Raw genomic sequence first — 25,223 nt, 5'->3', positions numbered from 1 at the left:
TCAGAGGGGACTGCGAATCAATGCTGGGTCTCGCGGTCCTTGATGAGCCGCTCCAGCTCCTGCCGGATGATCGTCTCCGCCAGCTGCGGGACGACCTCCCAGGCAATCTTCTCGATAACGTCGCGGGACGCCTTCGACAGCGCCTCGCGAAGCAGCGCCTCGCCACCATCCGCGGCCGGGCGGGCGCGCTGCGGAGGGGCGGCCGGCCCGGGGCCGCCGATGTCCAGGGAGATCTCCTCCGCGCCGCTGGGCTCGGGCAGCGAGTCCTCGATGCGGATGCTCTCCTGCCGGGCCTGCATGCCGGCGGGCGCGGACGGAGCCCCCAGCCCGAACGGATCCCGGGTGCGGGCCGCCGGCGGAGCCGCGGCGGGAGGAGGCGCGGCCGGCAGCGGCGCGGCGCCCGGAGGCCGAGGGAAGCCACCCGGGATGTTCGGTGCACCCGGAGCCGGAGGGCGCGCGGCCATGCCCGGGGGCGGAGCGCCCGGAGGACGCGCTCCCGGAGGCGGAACGGCGCCCGGCAGCGGACGCGCCATGCCCGGAGGCGGCGGCACGCCCGGCCCCGGGGGACGCGCGCCCGGAGGAGCGGCGCCCGGCGGCGGACGCGCACCCGGAGGCACGGCGCCCGGTGGAGGCGCACCCGGAGGACGCGCGCCCGGCGGAACAGCGCCCGGCGGAGGACGCGCCATGCCCGGAGGCGGCGGCACGCCAGGCCCCGGAGGACGCGCACCCGGAGGAGCAGCGCCCGGCGGAGGACGCGCTCCCGGAGGCACGGCGCCCGGCGGAGGCGCACCCGGGGGACGTGCTCCCGGAGGCGCGGCGGCGGGCGGCGCGGCGACGGCCGTGGGCGCGGCCGTCTGGGGCAGCACGCGCGTCGCGGCGGAGGCGGGCATCGTGTTGGACTTCTGGCCCACCAGCGCCTTCACCTTGTCGAGGAGGATCTGGCTCTCGAAGGGCTTGGTGATGTGGTCGTCCGCCCGGGAGGCCTTCGCGCGGTTCTCATCGAACGCCTCGAAGGTGCCGGCCAGCAGCAGCACCGGGATGGCCTGCGTGGACGGGTCGCTCTTGAGCGCCTCGCAGACCTCGTAACCGCTCTTGCCGGGCATCGTCACGTCGGCGAGGACCACGTCCGGACGCAGCTCGCGCGTGCGGGAGATGGCGTCCAGCCCGTTGTCCACCGCGGTCACCTGGAAGTCTTCCGTCGCGAAGATCATCCCGATCACCTTGCGGATGGTGAGCGAGTCGTCGGCGATCAGCAGATTCTTGGGCATCGGCTCCGGCCTCGGGGGGCGCATACCCCCCTGAATTCGTTTGAGATTTCGGACGAGCAAGCCTGCCTGCTGGTCCTGTGTCAATCGGAGAAGCTTAGGATTCGCGCGTCGGGCCGATCAAGAAAACATGCGCTGCAGGTCCAGTAACATCACCGGATCCGGCAGCCCCGGCGCCCGGAAGGTCCCCATCAGCTCAGCTGGCTTGAACTTCTGCAGCACGCCGAGCACCCGGGTGGCCGCCAGCCCTACGTTCCGGCCAGCCAGCTCCGTGAGCACGAACAGGTCCTCCACCTGCGCCTGGGCCCCCAGCAACGCCGGGACCGAGCAGATGGGCCAGAGCGCCTGCGCGTGCGGGAAGACCCCCGCCACCGGTCCGCTCTGGACCGGGAGCACGCTGAAGGCCTCCCCCTTCGGCACCACCTGGGAGACGCAGCCCAGCGGGACGCCGAACAGCACGCCCTGGGACTCCAGCACCAGCGCTCGCTCGGGCGGCTCGTCCGCCCAGTGCACCGGCCGGGGCTCCGGAGGCGCGGCCCGGGGGCCCGCCCGGTGGGGCAGCGCCTCCACGATGAGCTCCAGATACAGCCGGTCCTTGTGCAGCACCGCTCCCCGGCTCAGGGGCGCCAGCGAGTCCGCCAGCCCCGGGGGCAGGAGGAAGAAGGGGTCGCGCGCGACGTCCGCCACCTCCACCACCGAGCGTACGCGCACCGCGAGCGTGGGGCTGACATCCAGCACCACCACCATGCCCGGCACGTCCTCCGGCGGCCCTCCGAGCAGCGCGGAGAGGTCCTTCACCTCCAGCACGCCGCGCAGGCTCGCGCCGCGAGCGCCCGGCATGGCGACCTCGATGACGGAGGTGGCCTCCACCGCGTAGCGCGTCTCACCGGCCTCCACCAGCAGGCAGAGCCGGCGTCCGCTTTCAAAGGGCGACACGGCCGGGGACCCTAGCAGCACTCCGGGGTTGGGTGCTAAGCCGTGAACAGTCATGGCGCGACTGCTCCTCGTCGACGACGAAAAGATCGCCCGCAATCTCTACGGCGACTACCTCACGGCCGCGGGACACATCGTCACCGCCGTGCCCACCGTGGCGGACGCGAAGTCCGCCCTCGCCGCGGAGCGGTTCGACGCGGTGGTGACCGACCTCATCCTCCCCGGCGGCGACGGCATGGAGGTGCTCCGCCACGTGCGCGAGCGCTACCCCGGCGTGGAGGTGGTGGTCATCACCGGCCTGGACAAGGTGGCCCCCGCGGTGCGCGCCATCAAGAGCGGCGCGGCGGAGTACCTGGTCAAGCCGGTGGCGCCGGAGGCCCTGCAGCACGCCCTGCGCCGCGCGCTCACCACGCGCGACCTGATGCGTGAGAACGCCTCCTTGCGCCAGCACGTCGCGCTGCTGGAGGCGGGCCAGCGGATCGCCACCACGCTGGACCGGGAGCGGCTGGCCACGGCCGCCTCGGACGCGCTGGAGTCCATGGCCAACGCCTCCGCGGTGATGCTCCTGGAGCGCGACCCCGGCTCCGGCTTCCGCGCGCACGGCATGCGCGGCCTGCCGGAGGACCTGCACGACACGCTGCTTCCGCAGCTCACGGAGCGCCTGTCCGTCACCCGCACGCCCGCGGAGCTGGATGGGCTCCAGGTCCCCTGGCCGCGCACCCTCGCCTTCCCCGCCGTGGACGGCGACACGGTGCTGGGCCACGCGGTGCTCTTCCACGACACCGCGCCCGCGGAGCACCACGCGGAGACCGTGGGCTTCCTCGTGCGCAACTGGGCGCTGGCCCTGCGCAACCTGGGCCGCTTCGCCGCCGTGGAGGACCTGGCGTACGTCGACGACCTCACCCGCCTGTTCAACACGCGCTACCTGCACCTCGTGCTGGACCGCGAGGTGAACGAGGCCCGGCAGACGCAGCGGCCCTTCTCCCTGCTGTTCCTGGACCTGGACCGCTTCAAGGCCATCAACGACACGCACGGGCACCTGGTGGGCTCGCGCGTGCTGGTGGAGGCCGCGCGCGTGCTCAAGGGCTGCGTGCGCGACCCGGACGTCGTCGCGCGCTTCGGCGGCGACGAGTACGTGGTGCTCCTGCGCGGCACCGACTCCGGCGGCGCCCTCAAGGTGGCCGAACGCATCCGCCGCACCATGGAGACCCACCAGTTCCTCGGCCGTGAGGGGCTGGCCCTCAAGCTCACCACCTGCATCGGCGTCGCCAGCTTCCCGGAGCACGCCCAGGACAAGGACCACCTGCTGGACCTGTCCGACCGGGCCATGTACCGGGGCAAGCGCGGCAGCCGCAACGTCGTCTACATGGCGGCGCAGGACCTGGAAGCCACCCCGGCCGAGCGCCGCCACGGCCCGCCTCCCCAGGGCTGAACGTCCACGCCCGGGGAGAGAAGGCCCGGGGCCCGCGCTACTTGCGCAGGTTGCCCACGGTGAGCCGCTTGGGCAGCTCCACGTCCGGCGCCTCCGCGGCACCGCCCTCCCCCACCGCCTCCACCTCTTCGTGGGACGCGCCGGTGGTGATGAGCTGGTACTTCTGGGACGCCTCGCGGTCGTGCTGCGCCTGCTGCGGATCCAACCGCGCGATGAGCTGCCAGAACAGCGCGGCGTGCTCGCGCTCCTCGTCCATGACGTGGCGCAGGATGGCCTTGGCCTCCTCGTTGTCCGTGGCGTCCAGGTGCGCGGCGTAGAGGTTGATGGCGTCCAGCTCCGCCTCGATGTTGAGCCGGATGGAGCGGGCCAGTTCGGAGTCCGTCAGCTTCCGGGGCGTCAGCGAGTGGAACGGGTTCGTCTGCGGCATGCGGACCTCTGCGACAGGGAGAGCCCCCAGCGAGCGGGCGGGCACGCACGTCCCCCGTGCCCGGCTGGAAGGCGCCGCGAGCATCCGTTCGGCGGAGGATCCGGTCAACCGAATCCCGCGGGGGACGCGTTGCGCGTGAACACCCGCCTCCGCCATGCTCCCGACGCATGGAGACCCCCTCGCCGCTCGCGCAACTGCTCCAGGCCCTGGATGCAGGGGATTTGCCCGCGGCCCGACTCGCGGCGGCGGCCCTCCAGCGCGCCAACGCCCATACCCACCAGGTCGCCGCGGAGGTCCTCCACGAGCTGCGCCAGCCCCTGCTGGGCGCCAAGGCCTACGCCCAGCTGCTGGCGGAGGAAGGCGGCTCCAGCGGCCCCTTGAAGCTGCTGCTGGCGCAGGTGGAGCGGATGGAGCAGATCGTCTCCGACTTCATCCGCCTGGCCAGCGAGCGGCCCGCCCCGCAGCAGCGGCTGTCCCTGGCCGCGCCCATCTGGGCCGCGGCGAAGGTGTTCAGCGTCAATCCGGACTCGGCGCGCATCTCCCTGGAGGTGGAGGCGCCCGAGGACCTCCCCATCCAGGGCAACGCGCGGCTCATCGAACAGCTCACCCTCAACCTGCTCAACAACGCGCGCGACGCCATGTCCGGCCGGGGCCGGGTGAAGGTGACGCTCGCGCGCGAGGGCGCGTCCACGGCCCTCTACGTCTCCGACTGGGGGCCGGGCATCCCGGAGGAGCTGCGCGCGCGCATCTTCGAACCCTACGTCTCCGCCAGCAAACGCGGCACCGGCCTGGGGCTCGCGGTCTGCCGCCGCATCGCGCAGGAACACCACGCGCAGATTGCCCTCGTTCCGCCGACGACGCTGCGCGACGTGCCGCCGCCCGCCACCGTGTTCCGAGTGCTCTTCCCGCCCACGGACGCGCCCCGCCCCCCGCGCAAGCGGCTGCTGGTGGTGGATGACGAGGGCATCATCCGGATGGTCTTCAAGGACCTGATGGACAAGGAGTGCGAGGTCATCGAAGCGGCCACGGGCGAGGCCGCGCTGGAGCTCCTGCGCTCCTCGAAGGTGGACCTCATCGTCACGGACAAGAACCTGCCCGGCCTGTCGGGGCTGGAGCTGGCCCAGCATGCGCGGCGGTTGGACCCCACCTCGCGCGTCATCCTGATGACGGGCTACCCGTCGCTGGTGACGACGCAGCAGGCGCTGCAGCTGGGCGTGGTGGACTACCTGCTCAAGCCCTTCGACGACATCCGCCAGGTGCGCGCGCTGCTGCGCCAGGCGCTGTACACGCCCCCGGCACCGCCCGCTCCCGCCTCCACCACCGCGACGCGGCGGGTGGACGTGTTGGAGGACCACCCGGCCACCGCCCGGCTGATTTCCGAGGCCCTGGCCCTGCTGGGGCTGGAGGCGCGCGTCGTCCCGGGCGCGGAGGTGGCCGCGATGGAGCCCCCCGTGGGCGTGGTGGTGTCGTGGGACTTCGCGCCGGCCTACGGGAAGAAGGCGCTGGAGCTGGCCCGGGGGCTGAGCCAGGGCGCGCCCTTCGTCGTCCTGGCCGAGCACCTCACCATGGAGACGGCGCTGGCGTCGCTGCGCGCCGGAGCCGCCGCGTGCCTGCCCAAGCTGCTCTCCGACACCACGGCGCTCAGCCGTGAGCTGGGGCTCGCCTTCAAGAAGCCCCAGCCCTGAAAAGACTCCGGCCCCGGGCGCCCCGCGTCGCGCGAGGCCCACCGGGGCCGGAAACCCGACGGGTGGCGGACCCGTGAGGCCCGCCGCCCTTCAGTGACTGTCTGAGCCGGAGTGGCTCAGTAGTCCATGTCGTCGCCGCCGTACTCCGGCATCCCGCCCGCGCCACCGGCGCCGCCCTTGGCCTTCTTCTTCGGGCGCTCGGCGATCATCGCCTCGGTGGTGAGCAGCAGGGACGCCACGGACGCGGCGTTCTGCAGCGCGGTGCGCTCGACCTTGGTCGGGTCGATGACGCCCGCCTTCTCCAGGTCCTCGTAGGTCTCCGTGCGGGCGTTGAAGCCGAACGCGCCGGTGCCTTCCTTGACCTTGTTGATGACGACGGCGCCCTCGACGCCCGCGTTGCTGGCGATCTTGCGCAGGGGCTCCGTCACCGCCTTGCGGATGATCTCCACGCCGAAGTCCTGCTCGCCGCCCAGCTTCAGGGCGTCCAGGGCCTTGAGGCTGCGGATGTAGGCCACGCCGCCGCCGGGGACGATGCCCTCTTCGACGGCCGCGCGGGTCGCGTGCAGCGCGTCCTCCACGCGGGCCTTCTTCTCCTTCATCTCCACTTCGGTCGCCGCGCCGACGTTGATGACCGCCACGCCGCCCACGAGCTTCGCCATGCGCTCCTGGAGCTTCTCGCGGTCGTAGTCGCTGGTGACCGTCTCGATCTGGGTGCGGATGAGCTTGATGCGGCCCTCGATCTCCGACTTCTGGCCGGCACCGTCCACGAGGGTGGTGTTGTCCTTGTCCACCGTGATGCGCTTGGCGCGGCCCAGGTCATTGAGGGTCAGGTTCTCGTACTTGTGACCCAGCTCCTCGCTCACCACCATGCCGCCCGTCAGCGTGGCGATGTCCTTGAGCATGTCCTTGCGGCGGTCGCCGAAGCCCGGCGCCTTCACCGCGGCCACGTTGAGCACGCCGCGGATCTTGTTGACCACCAGGGTGGCCAGCGCCTCGCCCTCGATGTCGTCCGCGATGATGAGCAGCGGCTTGCCCGAGCGCGCCACCGCCTCCAGCACGGGGATCATGTCCTGCATCGACGAGACCTTCTTCTCGCTGATGAGGATGTAGGGGTCGTCCAGGACGACCTCCATGCGGTCGCGGTTGGTCACGAAGTACGGCGACACGTAGCCGCGGTCGAACTGCATGCCCTCCACCACGTCGAGCGTCGTCTCCAGGCCCTTGGCCTCCTCGACGGTGATGACGCCCTCCTTGCCCACCTTCTCCATCGCGTCCGCGATGATGTGGCCAATGGTCTCGTCGCCGTTGGCGGAGATGGTGCCCACCTGCGCGATGGCGTGCTTGTCGGTCGTGGGCTTGGAGAGCTTCTTCAGCTCCGCGACCACCACCTCCACCGCCTTGTCGATGCCGCGCTTGAGGTCCATGGGGCTGTGGCCGGCGGCCACCAGCTTCAGGCCCTCCTCATAGATGGCGCGCGCGAGCACCGTCGCCGTCGTCGTGCCGTCGCCCGCCTTGTCGGAGGTCTTCGACGCGACCTCCTTCACCATCTGCGCGCCCATGTTCTCGAAACGGTTCTCGAGATCGATCTCCTTGGCGACGGTGACGCCGTCCTTGGTGATCGTGGGCGAGCCGAAGCTCTTCTCGATGACGACATTGCGGCCCTTGGGACCGAGCGTCACCGCGACCGCATCCGCGAGGATCCGGACGCCGCGCAGGATGGAATCGCGCGCGGACTGATGGAAGAAGATTTCCTTCGCTGCCATCGCAACCTCCGATAATACTTGGGGAATTTCTACGAATGGGGATGGCCGTTAGCACTCGGCCATGTCGAGCGCCAACATAAGGGTCGCATCGACGATGTCAACGGAAAGGGGCAGGCGTGTGACCCTGAGGACGCCTTCTGGCCCGCCCGGGTGGGGGCCCCGGCGACCGGGGACGACGGCTATTCCGCGAAGCGGACGAGGTTGAGCAGCTGCCCCATGTCCAGGGGTTTCTGCAGGGTGATGGCCACCCCCTTGCGCAGGCCCCGGTCGGAGATGTTGGCGTCGGTGCTGGCCGTCATCATCAGGACGGAGATGCTCTGGAAGCGGGGGTCCGCCTTCAGCATCTCCGTGAAGTGGATGCCGTCCAGGTGGGGCATCAGGTAGTCGGTGATGACCAGCCCCACGGGGTGCCGCTCCATGATGTCCAGGGCCTGGAGCGCGTCCGACGCCGAGAACACGGTGTACCCGTGCATCTCCAGGTAGCGAGAGAGCATGGTGCACAGCTCGTAATCGTCGTCTACGACCAGGATGTTCACGGGGTTCGGGCCGAAACGGGGCGCTGGAAGGTAACAGCCACGCCGGTCGTTGACAACGCGAAGGACGGCTTCTTAGCTGCCTGCCCGAATGGCGAAGCGCACGGCGAAGCAAGGGGAGGCGCGAGGCGTGGACGCGCGACTGGACGGGGTGGCGGACGCCTTCGAGGCCCAGGACTTCGAGGCCGCGCTCGTCGGCGCCGACGCCCTCCTCCGGGACGTCCCGGAGTCACCAGAAGCCCTGCACTACCGGGCCGCGGCGCTGGTGGAGGTGGGCCGGCTGGAGGACGCGGGCCGGGCCTACGGCGCCGCGCTCAAGGCCGCGCCGGAGGACCTGGAGATCCTCTTCGGGGCGGCGGAGTTCCTCGTCTGCCGCACGGGTGAGGACCGCGAGGCGGTGGAGGAAGGGCTGGAGTGGTGCGGCCGCGGGAGGAAGCTCGCGCAGAAGGCCGACGACGTGGAGCTCGTCTACGAGTTCCTGCTGCTGGAGGGCATGGGCCTCAACCAGCTGGGCGAATGCGAGTCCGCGCTCAAGAGCCTGGACGCGGCGCTCATGCACATGCCGCGCTCGCCGGACGCGCAGCTGGAGCGGGGCATCGCGCTGTTCGAGCTGTGCCGCTTCGCCCCCGCGCAGGAGTCCTTCGAGCGGGTGCTGAAGGACGCGCCGGACGAGGCCTGGGCGCACCACTACCTGGGGCTCATCGCGGAGCGGCGCGGGGACGGGCGCGAGGCGAAGAAGCGCTTCGGGCGGGCGCAGACGCTGGCGCCCGAGGAGCTGCCGCCGCCGGTGGCGCTGGAAGAGGCGGCGTTCGACCGCGCGGTGGAGGACGCCATGGGCGCCCTGCCCTCGCAGGTGAAGCAGTACATGGACAACGTCACCCTGGCGGTGGAGGACCTGCCGTCGGACGAGGACCTCTTGGGTCAGCAGCCGCCCCTGTCCCCGTGCATCCTGGGGGTGTTCCGGGGCACGCCGGTGGGCGAGCGCAGCGTGATGGACGCGGCGGATCACTTCCCGCCGTCCATCGTGCTGTACCAGAAGAACCTGGAGCGCTTCGCGCGCACCCGCGAGGAGCTGATCGAGCAGATTGGCATCACGGTGATGCATGAAGTGGGTCACCTGATGGGTCTGGATGAAGACGACCTCTGGGAGCGGGGACTGGACTAGCCCCGCGCTCCCCTGCCCTGATGCGTGCCATGCATGCACGGATGAGGCTGGGGCTGATGGCGATGCTGGGCATGGCGGGGTGCACGGGCGGAGGGAGCGAGGTGCCGCGCGAGTGTCCACGGGTGAAGGTGTTCGCGCGCTCGGCCAGCGGCACGTGCCAGGGCTTCGAGACGCCGTGTGACGTGCCGGACGGCTATGTCGCGTGCTGTGGCGGGCTCTTCGGAGGCTGCGCGACGGATGTGTCGGGGACGCACTGCGTGGATGATCCATCCGACACGTGCACGCCCGGCTCCGGGGCGGACTGCCCCGGCATCTGCCAGGCGAGCAGCGGCGGCTGAATCGAAGACGGTGGCGGTGGGACGCCATCCATCCGGCAGCTTCGTGAGGTTCGTGTTCACGAGCGCCGGCTGCGCGTCGATGTCGCTGAACTAGACCCAGGAGTAGACGAGCTGCCAGCCTGGAACCTTGTCCTCGGTCGTGACGGCGGGCACATGCCGACGCTCCAGGACGACTTCACGCCCTTCCAGTGCGACGAGTACGCGCTGATCTCCGCGCGGAAGGCGTGACCGCGGTTGACGGACCGGGCGCAAGCGGCGGTAATCGGAGTTGGTAGGGCCTCCGGACCTGGTGGCCGGCCCGGTCTTCAAAACCGGTGAGGGGCTGCGAGAGCAGTCCCTGGCGAGTTCGATTCCCGTGCTCTACCGCCAATGCTTCCGAGGGGTTACGCCCCCATCTTGCCCGACCGGCACCCTACCCAGATGTGTTCAGGATTGTCTTCACCGCGGCCCGAAGCTCAGGCGATGCCGAACTCAGCCGTCAGTTCCGGGCGCCGTTGGCGGCGCACGTCTGCTCGACCCAACGGTGCCAGGCCGCCCGATCTCCCCCCAGGTCCCGCATCGAGTCCCGGCAGAACGCGAACGTGTAGGCCGCCAGGAGGCGCGGCCCGCTCTCGGTGAGATGCGGCGTGAACGCTCCCTGCTCGAGGTTGAAGCGCGCGCCGGGCGCGGGCATTCCAATGACTTCCAGCAGCTTTTCCTTGGGCACCTTGCGTGAGCCGAACACTTCCACGCCTTCGAACACGTAGACCGGGCTGGGCTTGACCGGCGCCGCTGCCTTGGCCCCCCGTGGAGGCTCGAACGCCTGAGTTCCGGGGACGACGGGCGACGCAGCCCGACGGACAGGCGTTGCACAGGCCATGAGGAGTGCAAGACCCGAGAGGGCAAAGCGCTGCATGTTTCACCCTCTCCGCGCGGAGTGCACAAGGGACTCGACGCGGGTTGCGCGGAATGTGGACGGCGAAGAGAATCCCGGGCCAGCGCACGTCCGGGCCACACTCGCTTCGAGCGCGCTTAATAGGGCCACTTCCCGATGGCATAGGCGTGAGTCACCTTGTGGTTGAGCCAGACGAGGAGCAGCGCCACCGTCCACCGCAGCCATCCCGCGCGTGTGGCCAGCCAGTCCCCCGCGAGGAACAGCACCGGGAAGAGCACTGCCCCAAAGCGAAAGGCATTTCCCAGATCTCCCTGGGGCAACATCACCAGAAATGACAACAGGGCGTAGAGCCCCAACGCTCGGTCGCGGCGCCACAACAGACAGGCGAACACCAGCCACGCCGCTCCAAAGATATTCCGCAGCAGCAGCCACCAGCTAAAACCCTGGTGCCAGGGGTTCCCGAACCACACCCCCCGGATCGCTCCCCATACGGAGTCGACGTGGTTCCATTCACGCTGGGCCTTCAAGAACATGAGGGGATCGCCGGACTGGCTCCACTCAAAGACAAGCAGCCCTCCAAATGCCGGCACCGCCACGCACCCCAATGAGACGAACCGCACCATCCGTTCGCGCCATGTCTGCTCGCGCAGCGCAAAGAGGAGCGCTGCGGCAATCGCCACGAAGCAACCTTGATTCCGGGTGAAGATACATAGCGCGACCAGCAGGCCTGAAGGCAGCCGTACTCCGCGCGATGCACATGCCAACGCCCCAAACGACAAGAGGAGGAACAATCCCTCCGTGTGATGCGAGTGCAGGGCGAAACTGGCGGGACTACAAAGAAAGACAAACCACCCCCAAGACGACCGGGCCGTCAGCCCTTCGCGCAGGTACCCGTGCCTGCCCCAGTGGGTATTCCAGCCGATGAAGGCGAGCAGACACGCCGTGGACAAGGCCGTCCCCACGAATTGGGGTGGCAAGGTGCTACCACACCGCAACAGCCATACGAGGCCCGGATACAGCGGCAGAAAGGCCCACAGAGGCCACGTATAGCCATCAAGAACCAGCGTGCTGTAGTGGTGCGAGTCCCATCGATCCAAGAGCAGGAGCGGCGAGATGCCGCGATGCCATGACGTCCAGGCCCAGAGACCGAAATGGTGGACCAGGACGACCACCGCGAGCCCCCAAGGGACCCACGACCGCCTGGAATGACAAAGGCCCGGGGATGAGGGAGGGAGCGCCATGAAGGGCGCGCAAAATGCTACCCCCCATATCCCATTCGCAAGCGCAACCTACACGGAGAGCCGCTTCGCCCCCTGAGCCCCCCTCCAGCGGAGAACCGCGCCGCTCCGGACCGTGCCGAGCCGGGCCGCGCGGTTCCCGTGACGTCACGCCTGGACTACTTGAGGTTCGCCGCCACGAAGTCCCAGTTCACCAGGCTCGTGAGGAACGTCTCGATGAACTTGGGACGCAGGTTGCGGTAGTCGATGTAGTAGGCGTGCTCCCAGACGTCGATGGTGAGCAGCGCCTTCTTGCCGTGCTTCATCGGCAGGTCCGCGTTGGACGTCTTCATGATGGCCAGCTTGTCGCCGTCCTTCACCAGCCATGCCCAACCGGAGCCGAACTGCGTCGCGGCGGCGGTGGAGAACTCCTCCTTGAACTTGTCGAAGGAGCCAAAGTCACGGTTGATGGCGTCCGCCAGCTCACCCGTCGGCTTGCCTCCGCCGTTCGGCTTCATGCAGTTCCAGAAGAAGGTGTGGTTCCACACCTGCGCGGCGTTGTTGAACACGCCACCGTCGCTGCTCATGATGACGTCTTCCAGCGACTTGTTCGCCTCCGGCTTGCCCTCCACCAGCTTGTTGAGGTTGTTCACATAGGCGGCGTGGTGCTTGTCGTGGTGGAACTCCAGCGTCTCCGCGCTCATGTGGGGGGCCAGCGCGTCCTTCTTGTACGGGAGCTCGGGCAGCGTGAACGGCATCGGGTTCGTCCTTTCTGGGTTCAGTGTGGTTCGTCTTCTCGTCGGCTACTTCGGGGCGGGCCCTGGCTCCGGGTGCGCCGTCAGCGCGCGATACGCCCGGTTCCAGTAGAGCAGGGGCTCCCCTTCCGCCCCCTGCTGGATGCGCTCCACGAGGCCCACCAGCAACAGGTGATCGCCGTAACGGTGCACATCCAACAGACTGCATGCCAGGCCCACCAGGCTGTCCTGGACGAAGGCACCTTCGTCGAACACCAGGCCTTCGACCTCCCCCTTCGCGCATCGGACCGACACCTCGCGTTGGGTGGTGGACAGCACGCTCACGCTGAAGTGACGGGCGGCCTCCACCCGCTGAAGCGTCCGGGAGGTCTTCTGCAGCGCCAGCACGATCAGCGGAGGCGTCAGGGAGAGCGAGCTGAAGGAGCTGATCGTCGTCGCCGCGACCCCGTCCGCGTCGCGGACCGAGACCACCGCCACACCGCTCGCCCAACGGGACATCGCCTCCCGGAAGTCCGGGGCCGACACCCCTTCAGTCCCGCTCTGAGTCATGTGCCGGTCTCTACCACCCGCGCCGCCACCAGGTCAGCACTTCCTCCAATCCATTGGCGGAATACCAATGGGGTGGCAGGGCCCCCTGCCGCCCCCTCTTCCCGGCGCGTCAACTCCCTGACATCGCCCGAAGCCCGGGCTCAATCGACCGGCCGCGCCTTGCCGAACTTCTTGCTCAGGCGGTTGTGGATGACGAAGTCCTCCGAGACCAACCCCAACAGCGCCAGCGTCAACGCGTGGGGCGACCTGAGCTCCCCGTCCACCTCCGGCGATGGGAGGATGGAGCGGAAGAACTCCGAGTGCGCGATCTTCGCGATGGCCACTTCCATGTAGACGTTGCGGACCTCCGTCGCGACGTCCTCCGCGAAGTGATCCGGGTACTGCGCCTGATGGTGGGCGATCTGCTGCGTCAGGACCGGGTGCTCCACGTTCAGGAGCACGACGCCGTTGGGGTACTCCGGGTCTCGTGGCTGCCAGACCGCGAGGAGTCCCGGACGATCCATGTCCTCCTTCTTGACGGCGCGGCAGTGCGGCAGCCCGCCCCCCACGCGGGCACTCCGCGCGGCCGAGGCGCCAGGAGTGGACCCCAGGTTCTCCGGTCCCCGCGGACTCCTTCGAGCGGAGACCGTCTCCGACCGAGGGCGCCGTGACCCGCTCGGCGTTCCGGGCAGCGTCAGCTGGGCGCCCTGCTGGACGGGCGTGACCTTCTCCGGGCCGTCCTTCCTCGCCGACAGCCGGCTCATCTTCCAGCGCGCCCCGAAGCGCTCGATCAACCGGTCCCGCCAAGCCTCATCCTCGATGCCCCGGGACTCGCCTGTCCTCGCCTCCGCGAGCGCCTTGCGGATGGGCTCAGGCATCTTGTCGGCGAACTCACTGGCCCATTCGCTCAACGGCAGGTCGTCGTTCGCGCCCGGCCCTCCGCGCAGCTTCAACGTGTTCCGGTCCGTGGTCGGGAAGGCACCGTTGCGGCCCTCGCCGTCGAACTCCGGCGGCTGGAACACGATCCAGAGCAGTTGCCGGACCTGCGAGGCGCTCACCCCCAGGGAACGGTAGACCGAATGGTGCGTCTGATAGTTGTACAGCTCGTTGCGGTAGAGCGCCGCGATGTACCCGTACCGCGCCGCATAGCCGTGGATGTTGGGGCGCGCACCGGACCAGAGGAACCAATCCACCCGCGTGCCATCCTCCAGCGTCAGGGCCCCCTTGTCGGCCAGACTGCCGCCGTCATGGCCCCGCGGGTATTCAATCCAGTGACGGGCGCCGCGAACCGTGCGCCGGAGGGTCGGCCGGAGGCCGTGGTGTTGCGCCTCCTGCGCATCACGAGGCCAGTTCTCCTTGGTGTCGCTCTGAAGGACATCCACCACGACGGTGGTGTTGCACGGAATCTCCCAGATGCGGTGATTGAGGTACCTGGGAATTCCATGCACGCCGCTTTCGTCCCGGCTGGGGTCGCCCAGCACCGTGTCGTCCGTTGGCGAGTTCCCCAGGAGGACGATGACCGTTCCGTGCGCCTTGATCCAATCCGGCTTCACGGCGCGCCAATCACAACCATGTTCTTCATCGTCGAACGGCGGCCGCTCCGTTTCGATGCTCCCCCCGCCCTCTTCCTCGTCGGAGAGGTGCCAGTACTTCAACCCATACTCGCAGGTGTCAGGGTCCTGCATGAGCCACACCATCGACGGCTCACCCTCCACCCATGACACCACCACCATCCCGTAGCGGTTCCACGGCAGGAGGGACGTCTTCGAACCCACGCCGAAGTTCTCCGTGACGCCGCCAATCGGCTTGCCGCCCCCGCCAAACGTATTGAAGAACCGAACGAGCTCATCGTGCCGCATGCCCTTGCCGTCATCCGCGATGACCCGCCGGTAGACGCCCTTGCGCGCGACGGCCTGCCATTCAATGCCGTACTCGACCTGCGTGGCCCCGGCTTCGATGGCGTTCACCAAGGTCTCGCGAGCCCATTGGAAGGCACCCCCTTCTCGATAGGTCCGCTCGATGAAGTGATGCGTACCGGTGGACTGCATCGCGTGAATCAGGCTCGACGATTTCCTGGCGGACATCGAAACTCCTCGCGCTACTGGCAGGGGAACACCGGTTGTCACGCACCCGCTCGAGCCGCCGGCTGGACCCGGTTGCGTTCAGGAGGATTCATTAGCCCACCTGGAACGTCCCGCCTCTACCTCCGACGAGGTATGCCCTTGAGGCCTCCCGGGGTCTGCGCTTGCGACAAATCCGACGGTGGACCTGCCCCACGGGGAGGATGGCATGGGGTGGTGGGGCCGGTGGGCATGCGCCATCTTCCCGGGTGGGGGAAGCGGCCCATGCGATTCATCGAATTCGTGGCCCTGGCCGCACGCCTGTTCGAAGGCGCGGGTGTAGGGGTGATGGTGGTGGGGACGCTCGTCTCCGTGCTGCTCGTGGTCCAGGGCTACCGGGGCCCCCAGCGCGCGGAGGCCTACCGCCTGCTGCGCCACCACCTGGGCCGCACCATCCTGCTGGGCCTGGAGCTGCTCGTCGCGGCGGACATCATCCGGACCATCGCCGAAGCCCCCACGCTGCGCGAGGTGATCATCCTGGGCCTCATCGTCCTCATCCGCACGTTCCTCAGCTTCACCCTGGAGGTGGAGATCGACGGGCGTTGGCCGTGGCAGCCGACTCAGCGCTTGGAGGACCGCGACGCGAAGGGCGGGCCTGGCCCCTGAGGTTCCCCGCCAACCCATGTGTTGGCCGACGACCGGACGCTCGCGAGGACGGGGGCGCCCGAGCAGCCTGGGCCTGGGCAGGTGCCAGCCAGTCAGCGGCCGCGCCCCCGGGTGGGTGCTGATTGCCCTGACACCCCGAGGATGCACACCCTCCAGATCAGGCCACTTCCATGGTGGGAAGCGGCGTCACGAGGCCCTGCCTCCAAGCTCGCCGGGAAGGGCCGGAGCCTGAGGAGGCGTGCGTGGAGAGTCCCAGCGCGAGCTTCGACCCGGTGGCCGCCGGAGCCCTCTCCGAGGCGCATTCCCGGCTGCTCCTGGAGACGCTGGTGGCCAGCACGCCCGTGGGCCTCGCCGTGGTGGACCTGGAGCTGCGCTTCATCCAGGTGAACGAAGCCCTGGCCTCCATCAACGGCGTTCCGCGCGCCGCCCACCTGGGCCGCAAGGTGCAGGAGGTCCTCCCCGAGCTGTGGCCCACGCTGCGCCCCCAGTATCAGCGCGTCATGGACGGAGGGGGACCGCAGACGCTGGAGATCAGCGGCATGACGCCCAAGGAGGTGGGCGTGGAGCGGCACTTCCTCGTCAGCTACTACCCGGTGCGCACCGCCACGGGCGTGCTGCTGGGCACGGGCGTCATCGTGGTGGAGGTCACCGAACAGCGGAAGGCCCACGACGCGCTCCGCGACAGCGAGCAGCGCTACCGCTCGCTGGTGGAGGCCATGGCGCAGCCGGTGTGGACCACCAACGCCCGGGGCGAAGTGGTGGACCCCGCTCCGCGCTGGCTGGCCTACACGGGCCAGACGCACGCGGAGCACCTGGGCCTGGGCTGGCTCGCCGCCATCCACCCCGACGACCGCAAGCGCGTGGTGCGCGGCTGGGTGGAGTCCCTGCGCACGCGCACCTCGTACCGAGGGGAGTTCCGCCTGCGCTACCACTCCGGAGGCTACCGCGACGTGGTGGGCCGGGCCGTCCCCGTCTTCGGCGACGGGGGCGCCATCCGCGAGTGGGTGTCCACGGCGGAGGACATCACCGAGCGCAAGCAGGCCGAGGCGCAGGTGGAGACCGAGCGAGCGCGGCTCCACGCCGTGCTGACGAGCGCGCCCGCGTCCATCGCCCTCCTCTCCGGAGAAGAGCAGGTGTTCATGCTGGTGAACCCGCTCTACCGCGTGCTGTCGCGAGGGGTCGACGTGACGGGCATCTCCGTGCGGGACATCGATGAGCCCCGGGCGCGGCAGTACTCGCGGATGCTGGACCTGGCCTACACCACCGGCAAGGCCCAATGGGAGACGGAGGTCCCCGTCACCTCCGACTACGGCGGCGGGGTGGATTCGACGCGGAGCTTCGACATCACCTACCAGCCGCTGCGCGACGTGCATGGCCGGGTGGACACCGTGCTGTCATTCGCCATCGACGTGACGGAGCGCGTGGAGGCCCGCAAGAAGCTGGAGGAGTGGGCCGCGTCCCTGGAGAACCAGCAGCAGTGGCTGGAGGCGGTGCTGGACAAGACACCCGTGGCCCTGCTGCTGATGGAGCCCGAGTCCGGCCGGACGCTCTTCGCGAATCAGGCGGCTCGGCAGATGGCCGGGGGCGACGTGCCGCAGGGCCTGCGCGCGGAGAGCTACACGGGCCTCCATCAATTCACGGACGAAGAGGGCCGCGAGCTGACCAGCGAGGAGATCCCTGGCGTGCGCGCGGCGCTGGGCAAGCCCGTGCACGCGGAGCCGGTCGTCTGGCACACCCCCACCGGACACTACTCCGTGCTGGTGGAGGCGGCCCCCCTGCCCGCCCAGCACGGCCACTCCGCTTCGGTGCTGCTGGCGCTCCAGGACGTGACCGAGCTTCGCAAGACGCAGGCCCAGCTCCAGCACGCGGTGTCCCTGCGGGACGAATTCCTGACGGTGGCCTCCCATGAATTGAAGACGCCGCTGACGCCCCTGCAGCTCAAGCTCCAGGCGCTGGTGCGCGAGGCCCGGACGGCCGAGTCCCTGGAGGGGCTGAGAGCGCGCGTGGTGCGCACCGCGGAGGCCGTCTCCGGGCAGGTCCGGAAGATGACCACGCTCATCAACGACCTGCTGGAAGTGACGCAGCTCACGGGTCCCTCCGCGCCGCTGCGGCTGGAGGCGGTGGACCTGGCCACCGTGGTCCATGCGGTGGCGGAGCGCTTCAAGGCCCAGGCGGCGAAGGCGGGCTGCCAGCTCGTCGTCGAAGCCCCCTCCGGAATGGTAGGCCATTGGGACCGGCACCGGCTGGAGCAGGTGACGAGCAGTCTCGTCTCCAACGCGCTGAAGTACGGCCCGGGCCGCCCGGTGACGCTCAAGGTGGAACGGATCCGGGGACGGGCGCGGCTGAGCGTGAAGGACGAAGGCATTGGCATCGCGCCAGGGAGCCTCCAGAACATCTTCGAGAAATTCACCCGGGCCGTCTCCACGCGACATTACGGCGGACTGGGATTGGGCCTCTTCATCACGCGACAGATTGTCGAAGCCCACCAGGGCACCCTGCGCGCGGAGAGCGAGCCGGGCCAGGGGGCGACCTTCATCGTCGAGCTGCCCCTGGCCCGGCTCGCTCCAGCCCCCTGAGACAAACAAGCGAAACAAGGTCGCGAAGCCCCTCCGCCGCCATAACACCAGGACCCGCTGAGTTGGCAACCCCACGCATCAGGGCCGCTTCGACCCATTCCCTGCTCATCCGATACAGCCGCGACGGCTATGTTTCGAGACGCTGTCTGGGTATCATGAGGCTCGTGGAGCGCGTCCCGCCGGAAGCGGCCGGCGCGCCATCATTCCCATGCCCAGATCCCTGCCCGCGCACGGCGCTGTCTTCGCGGTCCTGTTGAGCGCCCTGCCCGCCGGGGCACAGACCGCCCTGCCCGGCTTCGAACTGGAACACCTGGAGATCAACCCAGGACGGGGAACGGTGGTGATGCGCAACGGCGAGCTGCGGGTTCCCGGCGGCTTGAGCGTCGGGCTCGTGGGCCAGTATCAACAACTGCCGCTCGTGCTCCTCAATGGCGAGCGCCGTCTGGAGGCCGTGCGCAATCGCACGTCGGCCATCCTCGCGGGCAGCTATGGCGTGCTGCCGTGGCTGGAGGTGGGCGCGCAGGTGCCCGTCGTGCTGTGGCAGCGCGGCGACGACCCCGGTCCCCTGGGCGTCACGCCCCTGGCCTCCCAGGGGCTGGGCACCCCGGAGGTGCAGGCGCGCATGGGCCTGTTGTCCCGGCGCGACGAGCACCCCCTGGACCTGTCCCTGGATCTGGGCGTGGGCCTTCCCGTTGGCAGCACGGCGGTGCTGGGCCGCGACCGGGGCCTGCGCGTGCGGGCCCTGACCGCCATGGGCACGCAGGTGGGCTTCCTGCGGCCGACGCTGGAGGCCGGCGTGCTGCTGCGCTCGCGCAACCCGCTCTCCGCGCCGGGCGCCACCGGACAGGCCCTGGAGGTCCGCCTGGGCGCGGGGGTGACGACGGCCGGCCAGGGGCTGCGCGGCGAGCTGGCCGTGAAGGCCGCCTTCGCGGGGGACATGACCCAGCCCGCGGTGGAGATCCTGGGCGGCGGCCACTTCCCGCTCTCCGACGGCCTGGAGCTGCATGCGCTCGCGGGCCCCGGCCTGGGACGCTCGCCCGGGACCCCCATCGCCCGCGTGCTCCTGGGCGTGTCGTTCCGCCAGGAGCCTCCCCCCCGGATGGAGACGCTCCCGGAGCCCGTGCCCCAGCTGCGGCTGGAGGAGTTCCAGACGCGGCCGGAGCGCACGCCGGATTCGCGCGTGGAGCCGGTGCCCACCCGCGAGCTGCTTCCCCCCGAGCCCGCGCCCACGTCTCCGCCATGACCTTCGAGCCGCGCACCGTCCTCGCCGCGTTCGACGGCACCACGCCGCCTCCGGACACCGTGCCCGGCTGGCTCGCGCGGAGCTGGGAGGACCCAGACGGGTTCGCCGCCGCGCTCGCCCCCCTCCACGTCGGCCGGAGCCCTCCCTTCAAGAGCCGCGCGGGCCAGCACCACGACTTCTTCCACGACCTGGTGGGACGCCACGCCACCACGGACCGCGTCGCGCTGCGGACATACTCGCGCGTGCAGGGCTGGCGCACGCTGAGCTACCGCCAGCTCCACGAACAGGCCACGCGGCGGGCCACCGCCTGGGCGGGCCTGGGCGTGAAGCCAGGCGCGAAGCTGTGCCTGCTGCTGCACCCCGGCCCGGAGCTGATGGTGTCGCTCTGCGCCGCGCTGGGCCTGGGCGCATGCGTGAGCCTGCTGCCGCCCGGCGCACGCGCCTTCATCGCCCGCAGGCTGGAGACGCTGGAGCCGCAGCACGTCGCCGCGGAGCCGCATCAGGCGCCGCTCCTGGGCAAGTACGCGGCGCAGCTGCTGCCGCTCCAGACCCAGGTGCCGCCCGCGCTGCTGTCGTACACGTACAAGCCCGCGGAGCCGGTGGGCCTGCTGTTCTCCCCGCTGGCGGACCCTGGCGACGTGCCCGTGCCGCTCACCGCCGGGGACGCGTGGCGCGGGGCGCTGGTGGACGGCCTGCTCACCTTCGGCCTGTCCCCCGGCGAGCACCTGGCCGCGCCGGGCTTCCACCCGCTCCAGCACCTGCCCGCGCTGTACTTCACCACGCTCCTCAGGGGCGCGACGTACCTGCACGTGGAGCCCGCGGACCTGGAGGTCTCCCCCGCGCTCCTCACCGAACACCCGGTGCGCGCGCTGGGCCTCACGCCCGCCGTGCGCGACCTGGTGGCCCGCGCCCGCCTGCCGCTCAAGAACGTGGGTCTGTGGTTCCGCGATCCGCAGGCCCCGTTCGACTTCCTGGCGTGGCGCGACGGACTCAAGGCCTGCGGCCTGTCGGGCGTGCCCGGCGGCAACGTGTCCGTGGACGCGACCTGGGGCGGCGCGGTGCTGTGCTCGCACCGGCGCGTGGGCGACGTGCACACGGACGCCGCGCCCGCGCCCGGACGGCCCTGGGCGCTGCGCGACTTCACCGGCAGCGGCCAGGACGCCGCGGGCGACGCGGGCCTCTTCACGCCCCTGCCGGACGACGGACGTCCGCCCGCGCACGTCGTCCTCGCCCGCGTCCGGGGCCAGTACCACTACGCCGGCGCGCGAGAGCCCCGGCGGGAGGGCCGGATCTTCCCCTTCGCGGAGGTCGCCCAGGTGCTGCGCGAGGGGCCGGGCCCCCGGCTGGACGCGGTGGGGCTCGCCCTGCCGATGAGCGGCATGGCCGGCGCGTACCGGGGCGTGCTGCTGGTGTTCACGGGCGACCTGCCGCCGGGCATGGAGGTGGGCGACGCGGACGTGCGCCGCCGCATCGAACAGGCCCTGGGCCCGGACGCCCTGCCCGACCGCATCGAGCGCTTCCCGCTCCACGCGCGGCGCGTCGAGGGCCCGCGGGACGGGCCGGTGGACGAGGACTGGTGCCGCACGCAGTACCTCACGGGCGCCCTGCGGCTGAAGTCGAGGGACCCCTTGTTCCTGGCGCTCACCACGCTGCGCGCCCGGGTGGAGACACGCTGATGGGAACCCAGGTCGCGTCCGGAGCAGCCCTCCAATGCAGCTTCGGCGCCGCGCCGTCGGCGCTGTCGGTGCTGCCCGTCAACATGGTCAACGCCACCGCGTCCGCGGGCACGGTGATGGACAACGTCCCCGCCATGAACGTGCCGCCCTTCGGCATGTGTCAGTCGCCGAGCAACCCCACCGTGGCGCTCGCGACCGCCGCGGCGATGGGCGTGCTCACGCCCATGCCGTGCCTGCCCGTCATCGTGTCCCCCTGGCTCCCCGGCTCGCCCGTGGTGTTCATCAAGGGCAAGCCCGCGCTCACCGACAAGTCCATCTGCAACTGCGCCTGGGGCGGCGTCATCAAGATCAACGTGCCCGGCCAGATGAAGGCCCAGGTGAAGTGACGCGCCAGCCTCAAGCGCGCGGCGTGTAGCGCAGCGGCGCCTCGCGCTGGGGCAGCCGCACCTCCAGCTCCACCACGTCCTCCGCGCTCCAGCACGCGAGCAGCTCCACCAGCCGGCCGCACAGCAGATCCACCAGCGGCAGCAGCGACGCGTCCATGGGCCCGAAGCCCATCTGGTACACGTACTTGAAGCCCGCGGCGCTCCGGGCGAAGGGCTTGGGCTTCACGCTCACTTCCGTCAGGGACGGCAGCAGCTCCCGGAAGTAGCGCTGCGTGCGCACGCCCAGCACCTCCAGGACGAACAGCAGGTCGTCCCGCCCCATGAACCGCTGCGTACGCAGCGCCAGCAGCTGCAACAGCGACTGCTGGCCGTGCTCCACCGGGTTGTCGCCGCCGGGGGCCACCGTGCCCACCAGGCTCCACGGCACCCCCTCCAGGAAGCGGTCCGCCAGCACGGGCCGGTAGCCCCGGGCGTCGAAGCGCGGCGGCAGCGGCTGATGCCACAGCCCGTCCACGCCCAGCCGCACCGGCCGCACGAAGGCGTCCGGCATCTCCACCGCCAGCCACGCGGTGCGCGCCAGCCCCTGGCCTTCGTGCTCCAGCTCGTAGGTGTCCGCGCCCCCGGAGATGGCCCCGGGCCGCAGCGGCACCATGCCCTTCGCGCCCATCTGGTACACGCCCACCGCCGTGTTCAGCCGGTAGCCTCCCGATGGATCCGGGTGCTGCACCGCGTGGCGCTCCTTCGTGCCGTCATGCTCCACCGGCGTCGCCATGGCGCGCTGGAGGTTCACCACCGGCACCGCGTGCGCCACGAACGAGTCCGGGCCCAGCACCAGCTCCGACGGCCAGCGCCCCGTCAGGCGCAGGCACAGGGTGAAGCCCTGCCAGTTGCGCGGCGCGGGCGGGATGCGGGCCTCCAGGAACAGCTCCTGCTGGGGGAAGTGCAGCAGCTGCCGCAGCCGCTGGAGCGGGTGCTCGGAGGGCTCGCCCTCCGCGGGCACGGGCGGGGGCGCGCCAAAGCGCACCGGCCCCTCGTGCGCGTCGAAGGGCTTCACCTCGTGCTCCACCGCCCCGTCGTCGAAGCACACCGTCGCCGACCGGACGGAGGTCTTCAACTGGAAGAACACCGCCAGCGCGGCCCGGAAGTCGTTGAGGTGGTTGATGTGCAGGCGCACCACGCCGGGCGAGTCGTTGCGCGGAAAGCCGCCCTCGAAGACGAGCCGCAGCAGCGCGCCGTCATCCCCCTGGCGCTCCAGCCGCGCCTGCGTGAGCCGGACCGGCAACAGCCGCAGCGGCGTGAGCGTGCGCAGCGTGAGCGGCCCGGTGGGCCCGCCGCCCTCCCCCGGGTTGAGCAGGAAGGGCGTGCCCCGGGGCAGCTCCGCGGCGTCCACGAAGCGCGCATCCGGCTCCGCGCGCACCATGGCCATCGCGGGCACCGGATTCAGCAGGTAGGCGAAGTGCTGCTGGAACAGCCGCAGCGTGCTCTTCTCCAGCGCCCGCTGGCCCGCGCGGCGCGTGCGCGCGGTGAACAGCGCCATCGCCTCGGTGAGCCGCCGCACGTCCGCGTCCTCGCCGTCCAGCGGCGCGGTGGGGTGCAGAGCCGTGTAGCCCAGCCGGAACTTCTCCAGCGCCTGAAGCTCCTCCAGGAACGACGCATAGAGCGCTTCGTCCATCCGCATGGGCTATTCCTTCTCCTGGACGCGCAGGAACATCCGGCCCTCGGCCACTTCGATGAGCTGGGTGTCCTTCTCCTGCGTGCGCTGGATGCGCAGCAGCGGCTTGGAGTCCTGGTACAGGTGCTGGACGGACGTCTCGCTCTTGTCCGTCTTGCCCAGGAGCAGGTGGTTGCCCTGGGACTCCTTGGGGAGCCTCGCGCCCGGGCGCCACTCCAGGAAGCGATCCAGGCGCGCGTCCTGGAAGTTCAGCGCCACCAGCATCCGCGTCGTCTTGTCCGCGGGGAAGTAGAAGTGCCCGGGCTGCTGGTGCGGCTCATAGGGGACGCGCACCTCCGCGTCCCACAGCGGCAGCTTCACCCGGTACGACTCCAGCGACGTCTCCTCGTCCTGGCGCACCTGGTAGGTGCGCTCCTCCTCCTTGCCCTCCTCGCTGACCACCCGCCCCTCCGCGAAGAAGGGCCAGCGCGGCACGCGGAAGCGGGGGCGCCGGAAGGTCGGGTCCGCCGCCTCCTCCAGCGCCCCGGTGAGCGACATCCGGTAGACGTTGAACACGCCGTCCGGCGCCGCCTCCGCCTCCGCCTCCACCGCGCGCGCCTCCAGCGAGAGCGTGTGGAGGCGGTACTGCTTGCCGTGCGTCGCGAAGCCCTTGCTCCAGTCCGGCCCCAGTGTGTAGAGCCCGTTGAGCACCAGCGCCACGCGCGGGTAGCGCGCGAAGGTGAGCCGCACCTCCGGCCCTTCCGGACGCACGCGCTTCGTCTCCAGCGACACCTGGTCCGTGAGCGTGCCCTCCAGCGTGGAGGTCAACAGGCGCTCGGTGAGGACGCCGGAGATCGCGTCCGCGTTCTCCACCGCCTTGCGCGGCGTGCCGGCGTCCACGTAGCTGTTGAGCACCGACAGCGCGTCGCGACGGGGCTCCGGGTAGCGCAGGTCCACCTGCTTCACCTCGTCGCGCGCCAGCGCCAGCGCCTCGCCGCCCTCGGGCTTCGCGTCCGCGAGCGTGTACTTGCCCGTCGCCGGGTCCAGGAAGAGGCCCGCGTCGCGCCGCGCCTGCACCCAGTGCAGGAAGTCGAGGAAGCTGGCCCCGCCGTCCTCGTCCGCGCCCAGCCCCAACGCGTGCAAGGGATGCTTCGTCTTCGCCGACTCCCACTCGCAGGCCACGTCCAGCCCCTTGGGCGTGTTCGCCTGGATGACCTCCTGGAGCGACTTGTCCACCCACACGCCGCTGGGGAAGTGGCGGCGCCACAGCATCGCCGCGGGGTCCACCAGCCGGATGCGGTAGCGCCGCTGCATCACGGGGGCGTCCTTCACGTTCGCCAGGGTGCGCTCGCGCACGTGGCGCGCCTCCACCCGCCCCACGAACTTCAGGGGCTTCGCCTCCGGCCCGTCGCGCCCCTCCGCCTTCGCCCCGTAGCGGCGCTCGATGCTCAGCGTCGCCGTCAGGGGCTTGGAGTCGGTGAAGGGGGTGAACAGCGTGTCCTCGTCCGCGCTCTCACGGCTCCGCACCCACCACTCCACCCGCGCCTCGAAGCCGTGCGACCACGCCTTCACCGACAGGCGCTTGAGGCTGCCCGCGGGGATGGAGAAGTCCTTGTCCCCCGCCTTGAGCTCCAGCGACACCTTCAGCGGCTCCGTGAACTTCATGCCTCGTCCTCCCGTGGCGCCGCGTCAGCAGGCCGCTCGCGCAGCCGGCGCGACGCGGGATCCAGCAGCAGGTCCACCGGCTCCCCGGTGTCCCGCAGCACCAGGTGCACCACCAGCCCGGGCGCGCCCTCGGTCTGCGCCGGGTCCTCGTCGATCTCCAGCACCTCCACGCGCGGCTCGTAGCGCGACAGCGTCTCCCGGATCTCCGCGCCCAGGCCCGCCAGCCGCTCCGCGTCCGAGCGGAAGCCCGTCTCCGTGAGGCCGAAGCCGGGCAGCACGGACGCCGCGCCCAGCTTGGCCTGGAGCAGGTGGCCCAGGTTGCGCAGCACCGCCTCGCGCGGCGTCTCCGTCACCCCCAGGAACTTCCGGTGCAGAAAGCCCATGG

At 70.5% G+C, this 25,223-nt stretch carries 22 protein-coding genes and 1 tRNA gene; 10 read left to right on the top strand and 13 right to left on the bottom strand.

Annotated features, from left to right (window positions below; translation table 11 throughout):
* Window positions 1-17 precede the first annotated feature (17 nt).
* Together FOF48_RS22605 and FOF48_RS22600 are read right to left on the bottom strand one after the other, a co-directional pair.
* Window positions 18-1,268: a PleD family two-component system response regulator gene (locus FOF48_RS22605; protein ID WP_143904850.1), complete on the bottom strand. Its 1,251-nt coding sequence runs from the start codon at window positions 1,266-1,268 to the stop codon at window positions 18-20.
* Window positions 1,269-1,385: 117 nt separating this feature from the next.
* Window positions 1,386-2,201, bottom strand: coding sequence for a chemotaxis protein CheW (locus tag FOF48_RS22600; RefSeq protein ID WP_143904849.1), 816 nt, complete (start codon window positions 2,199-2,201; stop codon window positions 1,386-1,388).
* A gap of 52 nt (window positions 2,202-2,253) precedes the next feature.
* Between FOF48_RS22600 and FOF48_RS22595 the strand changes: the two genes are divergently transcribed.
* Window positions 2,254-3,630: a diguanylate cyclase gene (locus tag FOF48_RS22595; RefSeq protein WP_143904848.1), complete on the top strand. Its 1,377-nt coding sequence runs from the start codon at window positions 2,254-2,256 to the stop codon at window positions 3,628-3,630.
* 37 nt (window positions 3,631-3,667) lie between these two features.
* On the opposite strand, the gene FOF48_RS22590 is transcribed toward FOF48_RS22595, so the two are convergent.
* Window positions 3,668-4,057, bottom strand: coding sequence for a demethoxyubiquinone hydroxylase family protein (locus tag FOF48_RS22590; protein ID WP_143904847.1), 390 nt, complete (start codon window positions 4,055-4,057; stop codon window positions 3,668-3,670).
* Window positions 4,058-4,224: 167 nt separating this feature from the next.
* Between FOF48_RS22590 and sinK the strand changes: the two genes are divergently transcribed.
* Window positions 4,225-5,742, top strand: coding sequence for a hybrid histidine protein kinase/response regulator SinK (gene sinK, locus FOF48_RS22585; RefSeq protein WP_143904846.1), 1,518 nt, complete (start codon window positions 4,225-4,227; stop codon window positions 5,740-5,742).
* A gap of 116 nt (window positions 5,743-5,858) precedes the next feature.
* Here sinK and groL read toward each other — a convergent pair whose 3' ends face one another.
* A complete protein-coding gene (gene groL, locus FOF48_RS22580) occupies window positions 5,859-7,505 on the bottom strand; it encodes a chaperonin GroEL (RefSeq protein WP_143904845.1) in 1,647 nt (548 codons plus the stop codon).
* A gap of 179 nt (window positions 7,506-7,684) precedes the next feature.
* Complete coding sequence (locus tag FOF48_RS22575; RefSeq protein WP_143904844.1) at window positions 7,685-8,041, bottom strand: response regulator; 357 nt, start codon at window positions 8,039-8,041, stop codon at window positions 7,685-7,687.
* An 88-nt stretch (window positions 8,042-8,129) separates the two neighbouring features.
* On the opposite strand from FOF48_RS22575, the gene FOF48_RS22570 reads away from it, so the two are divergent.
* The 3 genes from FOF48_RS22570 to FOF48_RS36540 all read left to right on the top strand — a co-directional run bounded on the left by FOF48_RS22570 (window position 8,130) and on the right by FOF48_RS36540 (window position 9,910).
* On the top strand, window positions 8,130-9,203 hold the full coding sequence (locus tag FOF48_RS22570; protein WP_143904843.1) for a metallopeptidase family protein: 1,074 nt from the start codon (window positions 8,130-8,132) through the stop codon (window positions 9,201-9,203).
* Window positions 9,204-9,232: 29 nt separating this feature from the next.
* Window positions 9,233-9,541 (top strand): hypothetical protein, encoded by a 309-nt coding sequence (locus FOF48_RS22565; RefSeq protein ID WP_143904842.1) that lies wholly within the window; start codon window positions 9,233-9,235, stop codon window positions 9,539-9,541.
* Window positions 9,542-9,811: 270 nt separating this feature from the next.
* Window positions 9,812-9,910: transfer RNA gene (locus FOF48_RS36540), tRNA-Sec, on the top strand.
* Window positions 9,911-10,019: 109 nt separating this feature from the next.
* On the opposite strand, the gene FOF48_RS22560 is transcribed toward FOF48_RS36540, so the two are convergent.
* From FOF48_RS22560 to FOF48_RS22540, 5 genes are all read right to left on the bottom strand, one after another.
* A complete protein-coding gene (locus tag FOF48_RS22560) occupies window positions 10,020-10,436 on the bottom strand; it encodes a hypothetical protein (protein ID WP_143904841.1) in 417 nt (138 codons plus the stop codon).
* Window positions 10,437-10,552: 116 nt separating this feature from the next.
* Entirely contained in the window at window positions 10,553-11,587 is a 1,035-nt protein-coding gene (locus FOF48_RS22555) for a hypothetical protein (RefSeq protein ID WP_143904840.1), read from the bottom strand.
* Between the two features lie 224 nt (window positions 11,588-11,811).
* Window positions 11,812-12,390: a superoxide dismutase gene (locus FOF48_RS22550; RefSeq protein ID WP_143904839.1), complete on the bottom strand. Its 579-nt coding sequence runs from the start codon at window positions 12,388-12,390 to the stop codon at window positions 11,812-11,814.
* Between the two features lie 45 nt (window positions 12,391-12,435).
* Window positions 12,436-12,936 carry a flavin reductase family protein gene (locus tag FOF48_RS22545; protein ID WP_143904838.1) on the bottom strand — a complete coding sequence of 167 codons (501 nt, stop codon included), beginning with the start codon at window positions 12,934-12,936 and terminating at the stop codon, window positions 12,436-12,438.
* A gap of 140 nt (window positions 12,937-13,076) precedes the next feature.
* Window positions 13,077-14,999, bottom strand: a complete 1,923-nt coding sequence (locus FOF48_RS22540; RefSeq protein ID WP_143904837.1) for a hypothetical protein — start codon at window positions 14,997-14,999, stop codon at window positions 13,077-13,079.
* A 261-nt stretch (window positions 15,000-15,260) separates the two neighbouring features.
* Between FOF48_RS22540 and FOF48_RS22535 the strand changes: the two genes are divergently transcribed.
* The 5 genes from FOF48_RS22535 to FOF48_RS22515 all read left to right on the top strand — a co-directional run bounded on the left by FOF48_RS22535 (window position 15,261) and on the right by FOF48_RS22515 (window position 21,522).
* On the top strand, window positions 15,261-15,641 hold the full coding sequence (locus FOF48_RS22535; RefSeq protein ID WP_143904836.1) for a DUF1622 domain-containing protein: 381 nt from the start codon (window positions 15,261-15,263) through the stop codon (window positions 15,639-15,641).
* A 242-nt stretch (window positions 15,642-15,883) separates the two neighbouring features.
* The gene (locus FOF48_RS22530; protein WP_186002028.1) at window positions 15,884-18,217 is read left to right on the top strand and encodes a PAS domain-containing protein; all 2,334 of its coding nucleotides are present in this window, start codon (window positions 15,884-15,886) and stop codon (window positions 18,215-18,217) included.
* 208 nt (window positions 18,218-18,425) lie between these two features.
* Entirely contained in the window at window positions 18,426-19,460 is a 1,035-nt protein-coding gene (locus FOF48_RS22525) for a hypothetical protein (protein WP_143904834.1), read from the top strand.
* Complete coding sequence (locus FOF48_RS22520; protein ID WP_143904833.1) at window positions 19,457-21,136, top strand: AMP-binding protein; 1,680 nt, start codon at window positions 19,457-19,459, stop codon at window positions 21,134-21,136. Before FOF48_RS22525 ends, FOF48_RS22520 begins: the two co-directional genes overlap by 4 nt.
* Window positions 21,136-21,522, top strand: coding sequence for a DUF4280 domain-containing protein (locus FOF48_RS22515; RefSeq protein WP_143904832.1), 387 nt, complete (start codon window positions 21,136-21,138; stop codon window positions 21,520-21,522). Before FOF48_RS22520 ends, FOF48_RS22515 begins: the two co-directional genes overlap by 1 nt.
* Before the next feature lie 10 nt (window positions 21,523-21,532).
* Here the strand turns inward: FOF48_RS22515 and FOF48_RS22510 are convergent, their stop codons facing one another.
* From FOF48_RS22510 to FOF48_RS37575, 3 genes are read right to left on the bottom strand one after another with little or no spacing between them, the layout of a single operon-like run.
* Window positions 21,533-23,200 (bottom strand): type VI secretion system baseplate subunit TssF, encoded by a 1,668-nt coding sequence (locus tag FOF48_RS22510; RefSeq protein ID WP_143904831.1) that lies wholly within the window; start codon window positions 23,198-23,200, stop codon window positions 21,533-21,535.
* A 3-nt stretch (window positions 23,201-23,203) separates the two neighbouring features.
* Window positions 23,204-24,838 (bottom strand): hypothetical protein, encoded by a 1,635-nt coding sequence (locus FOF48_RS22505; protein ID WP_143904830.1) that lies wholly within the window; start codon window positions 24,836-24,838, stop codon window positions 23,204-23,206.
* Window positions 24,835-25,221: a GPW/gp25 family protein gene (locus FOF48_RS37575; RefSeq protein WP_143904829.1), complete on the bottom strand. Its 387-nt coding sequence runs from the start codon at window positions 25,219-25,221 to the stop codon at window positions 24,835-24,837. The genes FOF48_RS22505 and FOF48_RS37575 overlap by 4 nt, the downstream gene beginning before the upstream one ends.
* Window positions 25,222-25,223: the final 2 nt, after the last annotated feature.

The sequence above is a fragment of the Corallococcus sp. Z5C101001 genome (genome assembly GCF_007352635.1).
GTDB lineage: Bacteria > Myxococcota > Myxococcia > Myxococcales > Myxococcaceae > Corallococcus > Corallococcus silvisoli.
Note: the sequence above shows the minus strand (reverse complement) of the source record. Positions and strands in the feature narration are given on the sequence as shown.

What these genes read in the sequence shown, in the direction of transcription:
- FOF48_RS22605 (WP_143904850.1), bottom strand. Translation starts at nt 1,268, where the DNA reads ATGCCCAAGAATCTGCTGATCGCCGACGACTCGCTCACCATCCGCAAG.
- FOF48_RS22595 (WP_143904848.1), top strand. Translation starts at nt 2,254, where the DNA reads ATGGCGCGACTGCTCCTCGTCGACGACGAAAAGATCGCCCGCAATCTC.
- FOF48_RS22590 (WP_143904847.1), bottom strand. Translation starts at nt 4,057, where the DNA reads ATGCCGCAGACGAACCCGTTCCACTCGCTGACGCCCCGGAAGCTGACG.
- sinK (WP_143904846.1), top strand. Translation starts at nt 4,225, where the DNA reads ATGGAGACCCCCTCGCCGCTCGCGCAACTGCTCCAGGCCCTGGATGCA.
- groL (WP_143904845.1), bottom strand. Translation starts at nt 7,505, where the DNA reads ATGGCAGCGAAGGAAATCTTCTTCCATCAGTCCGCGCGCGATTCCATC.
- FOF48_RS22570 (WP_143904843.1), top strand. Translation starts at nt 8,130, where the DNA reads ATGGCGAAGCGCACGGCGAAGCAAGGGGAGGCGCGAGGCGTGGACGCG.
- FOF48_RS22565 (WP_143904842.1), top strand. Translation starts at nt 9,233, where the DNA reads ATGCATGCACGGATGAGGCTGGGGCTGATGGCGATGCTGGGCATGGCG.
- FOF48_RS22560 (WP_143904841.1), bottom strand. Translation starts at nt 10,436, where the DNA reads ATGCAGCGCTTTGCCCTCTCGGGTCTTGCACTCCTCATGGCCTGTGCA.
- FOF48_RS22550 (WP_143904839.1), bottom strand. Translation starts at nt 12,390, where the DNA reads ATGCCGTTCACGCTGCCCGAGCTCCCGTACAAGAAGGACGCGCTGGCC.
- FOF48_RS22545 (WP_143904838.1), bottom strand. Translation starts at nt 12,936, where the DNA reads ATGACTCAGAGCGGGACTGAAGGGGTGTCGGCCCCGGACTTCCGGGAG.
- FOF48_RS22540 (WP_143904837.1), bottom strand. Translation starts at nt 14,999, where the DNA reads ATGTCCGCCAGGAAATCGTCGAGCCTGATTCACGCGATGCAGTCCACC.
- FOF48_RS22535 (WP_143904836.1), top strand. Translation starts at nt 15,261, where the DNA reads ATGCGATTCATCGAATTCGTGGCCCTGGCCGCACGCCTGTTCGAAGGC.
- FOF48_RS22525 (WP_143904834.1), top strand. Translation starts at nt 18,426, where the DNA reads ATGCCCAGATCCCTGCCCGCGCACGGCGCTGTCTTCGCGGTCCTGTTG.
- FOF48_RS22520 (WP_143904833.1), top strand. Translation starts at nt 19,457, where the DNA reads ATGACCTTCGAGCCGCGCACCGTCCTCGCCGCGTTCGACGGCACCACG.
- FOF48_RS22515 (WP_143904832.1), top strand. Translation starts at nt 21,136, where the DNA reads ATGGGAACCCAGGTCGCGTCCGGAGCAGCCCTCCAATGCAGCTTCGGC.
- FOF48_RS22510 (WP_143904831.1), bottom strand. Translation starts at nt 23,200, where the DNA reads ATGCGGATGGACGAAGCGCTCTATGCGTCGTTCCTGGAGGAGCTTCAG.
- FOF48_RS22505 (WP_143904830.1), bottom strand. Translation starts at nt 24,838, where the DNA reads ATGAAGTTCACGGAGCCGCTGAAGGTGTCGCTGGAGCTCAAGGCGGGG.
- FOF48_RS37575 (WP_143904829.1), bottom strand. Translation starts at nt 25,221, where the DNA reads ATGGGCTTTCTGCACCGGAAGTTCCTGGGGGTGACGGAGACGCCGCGC.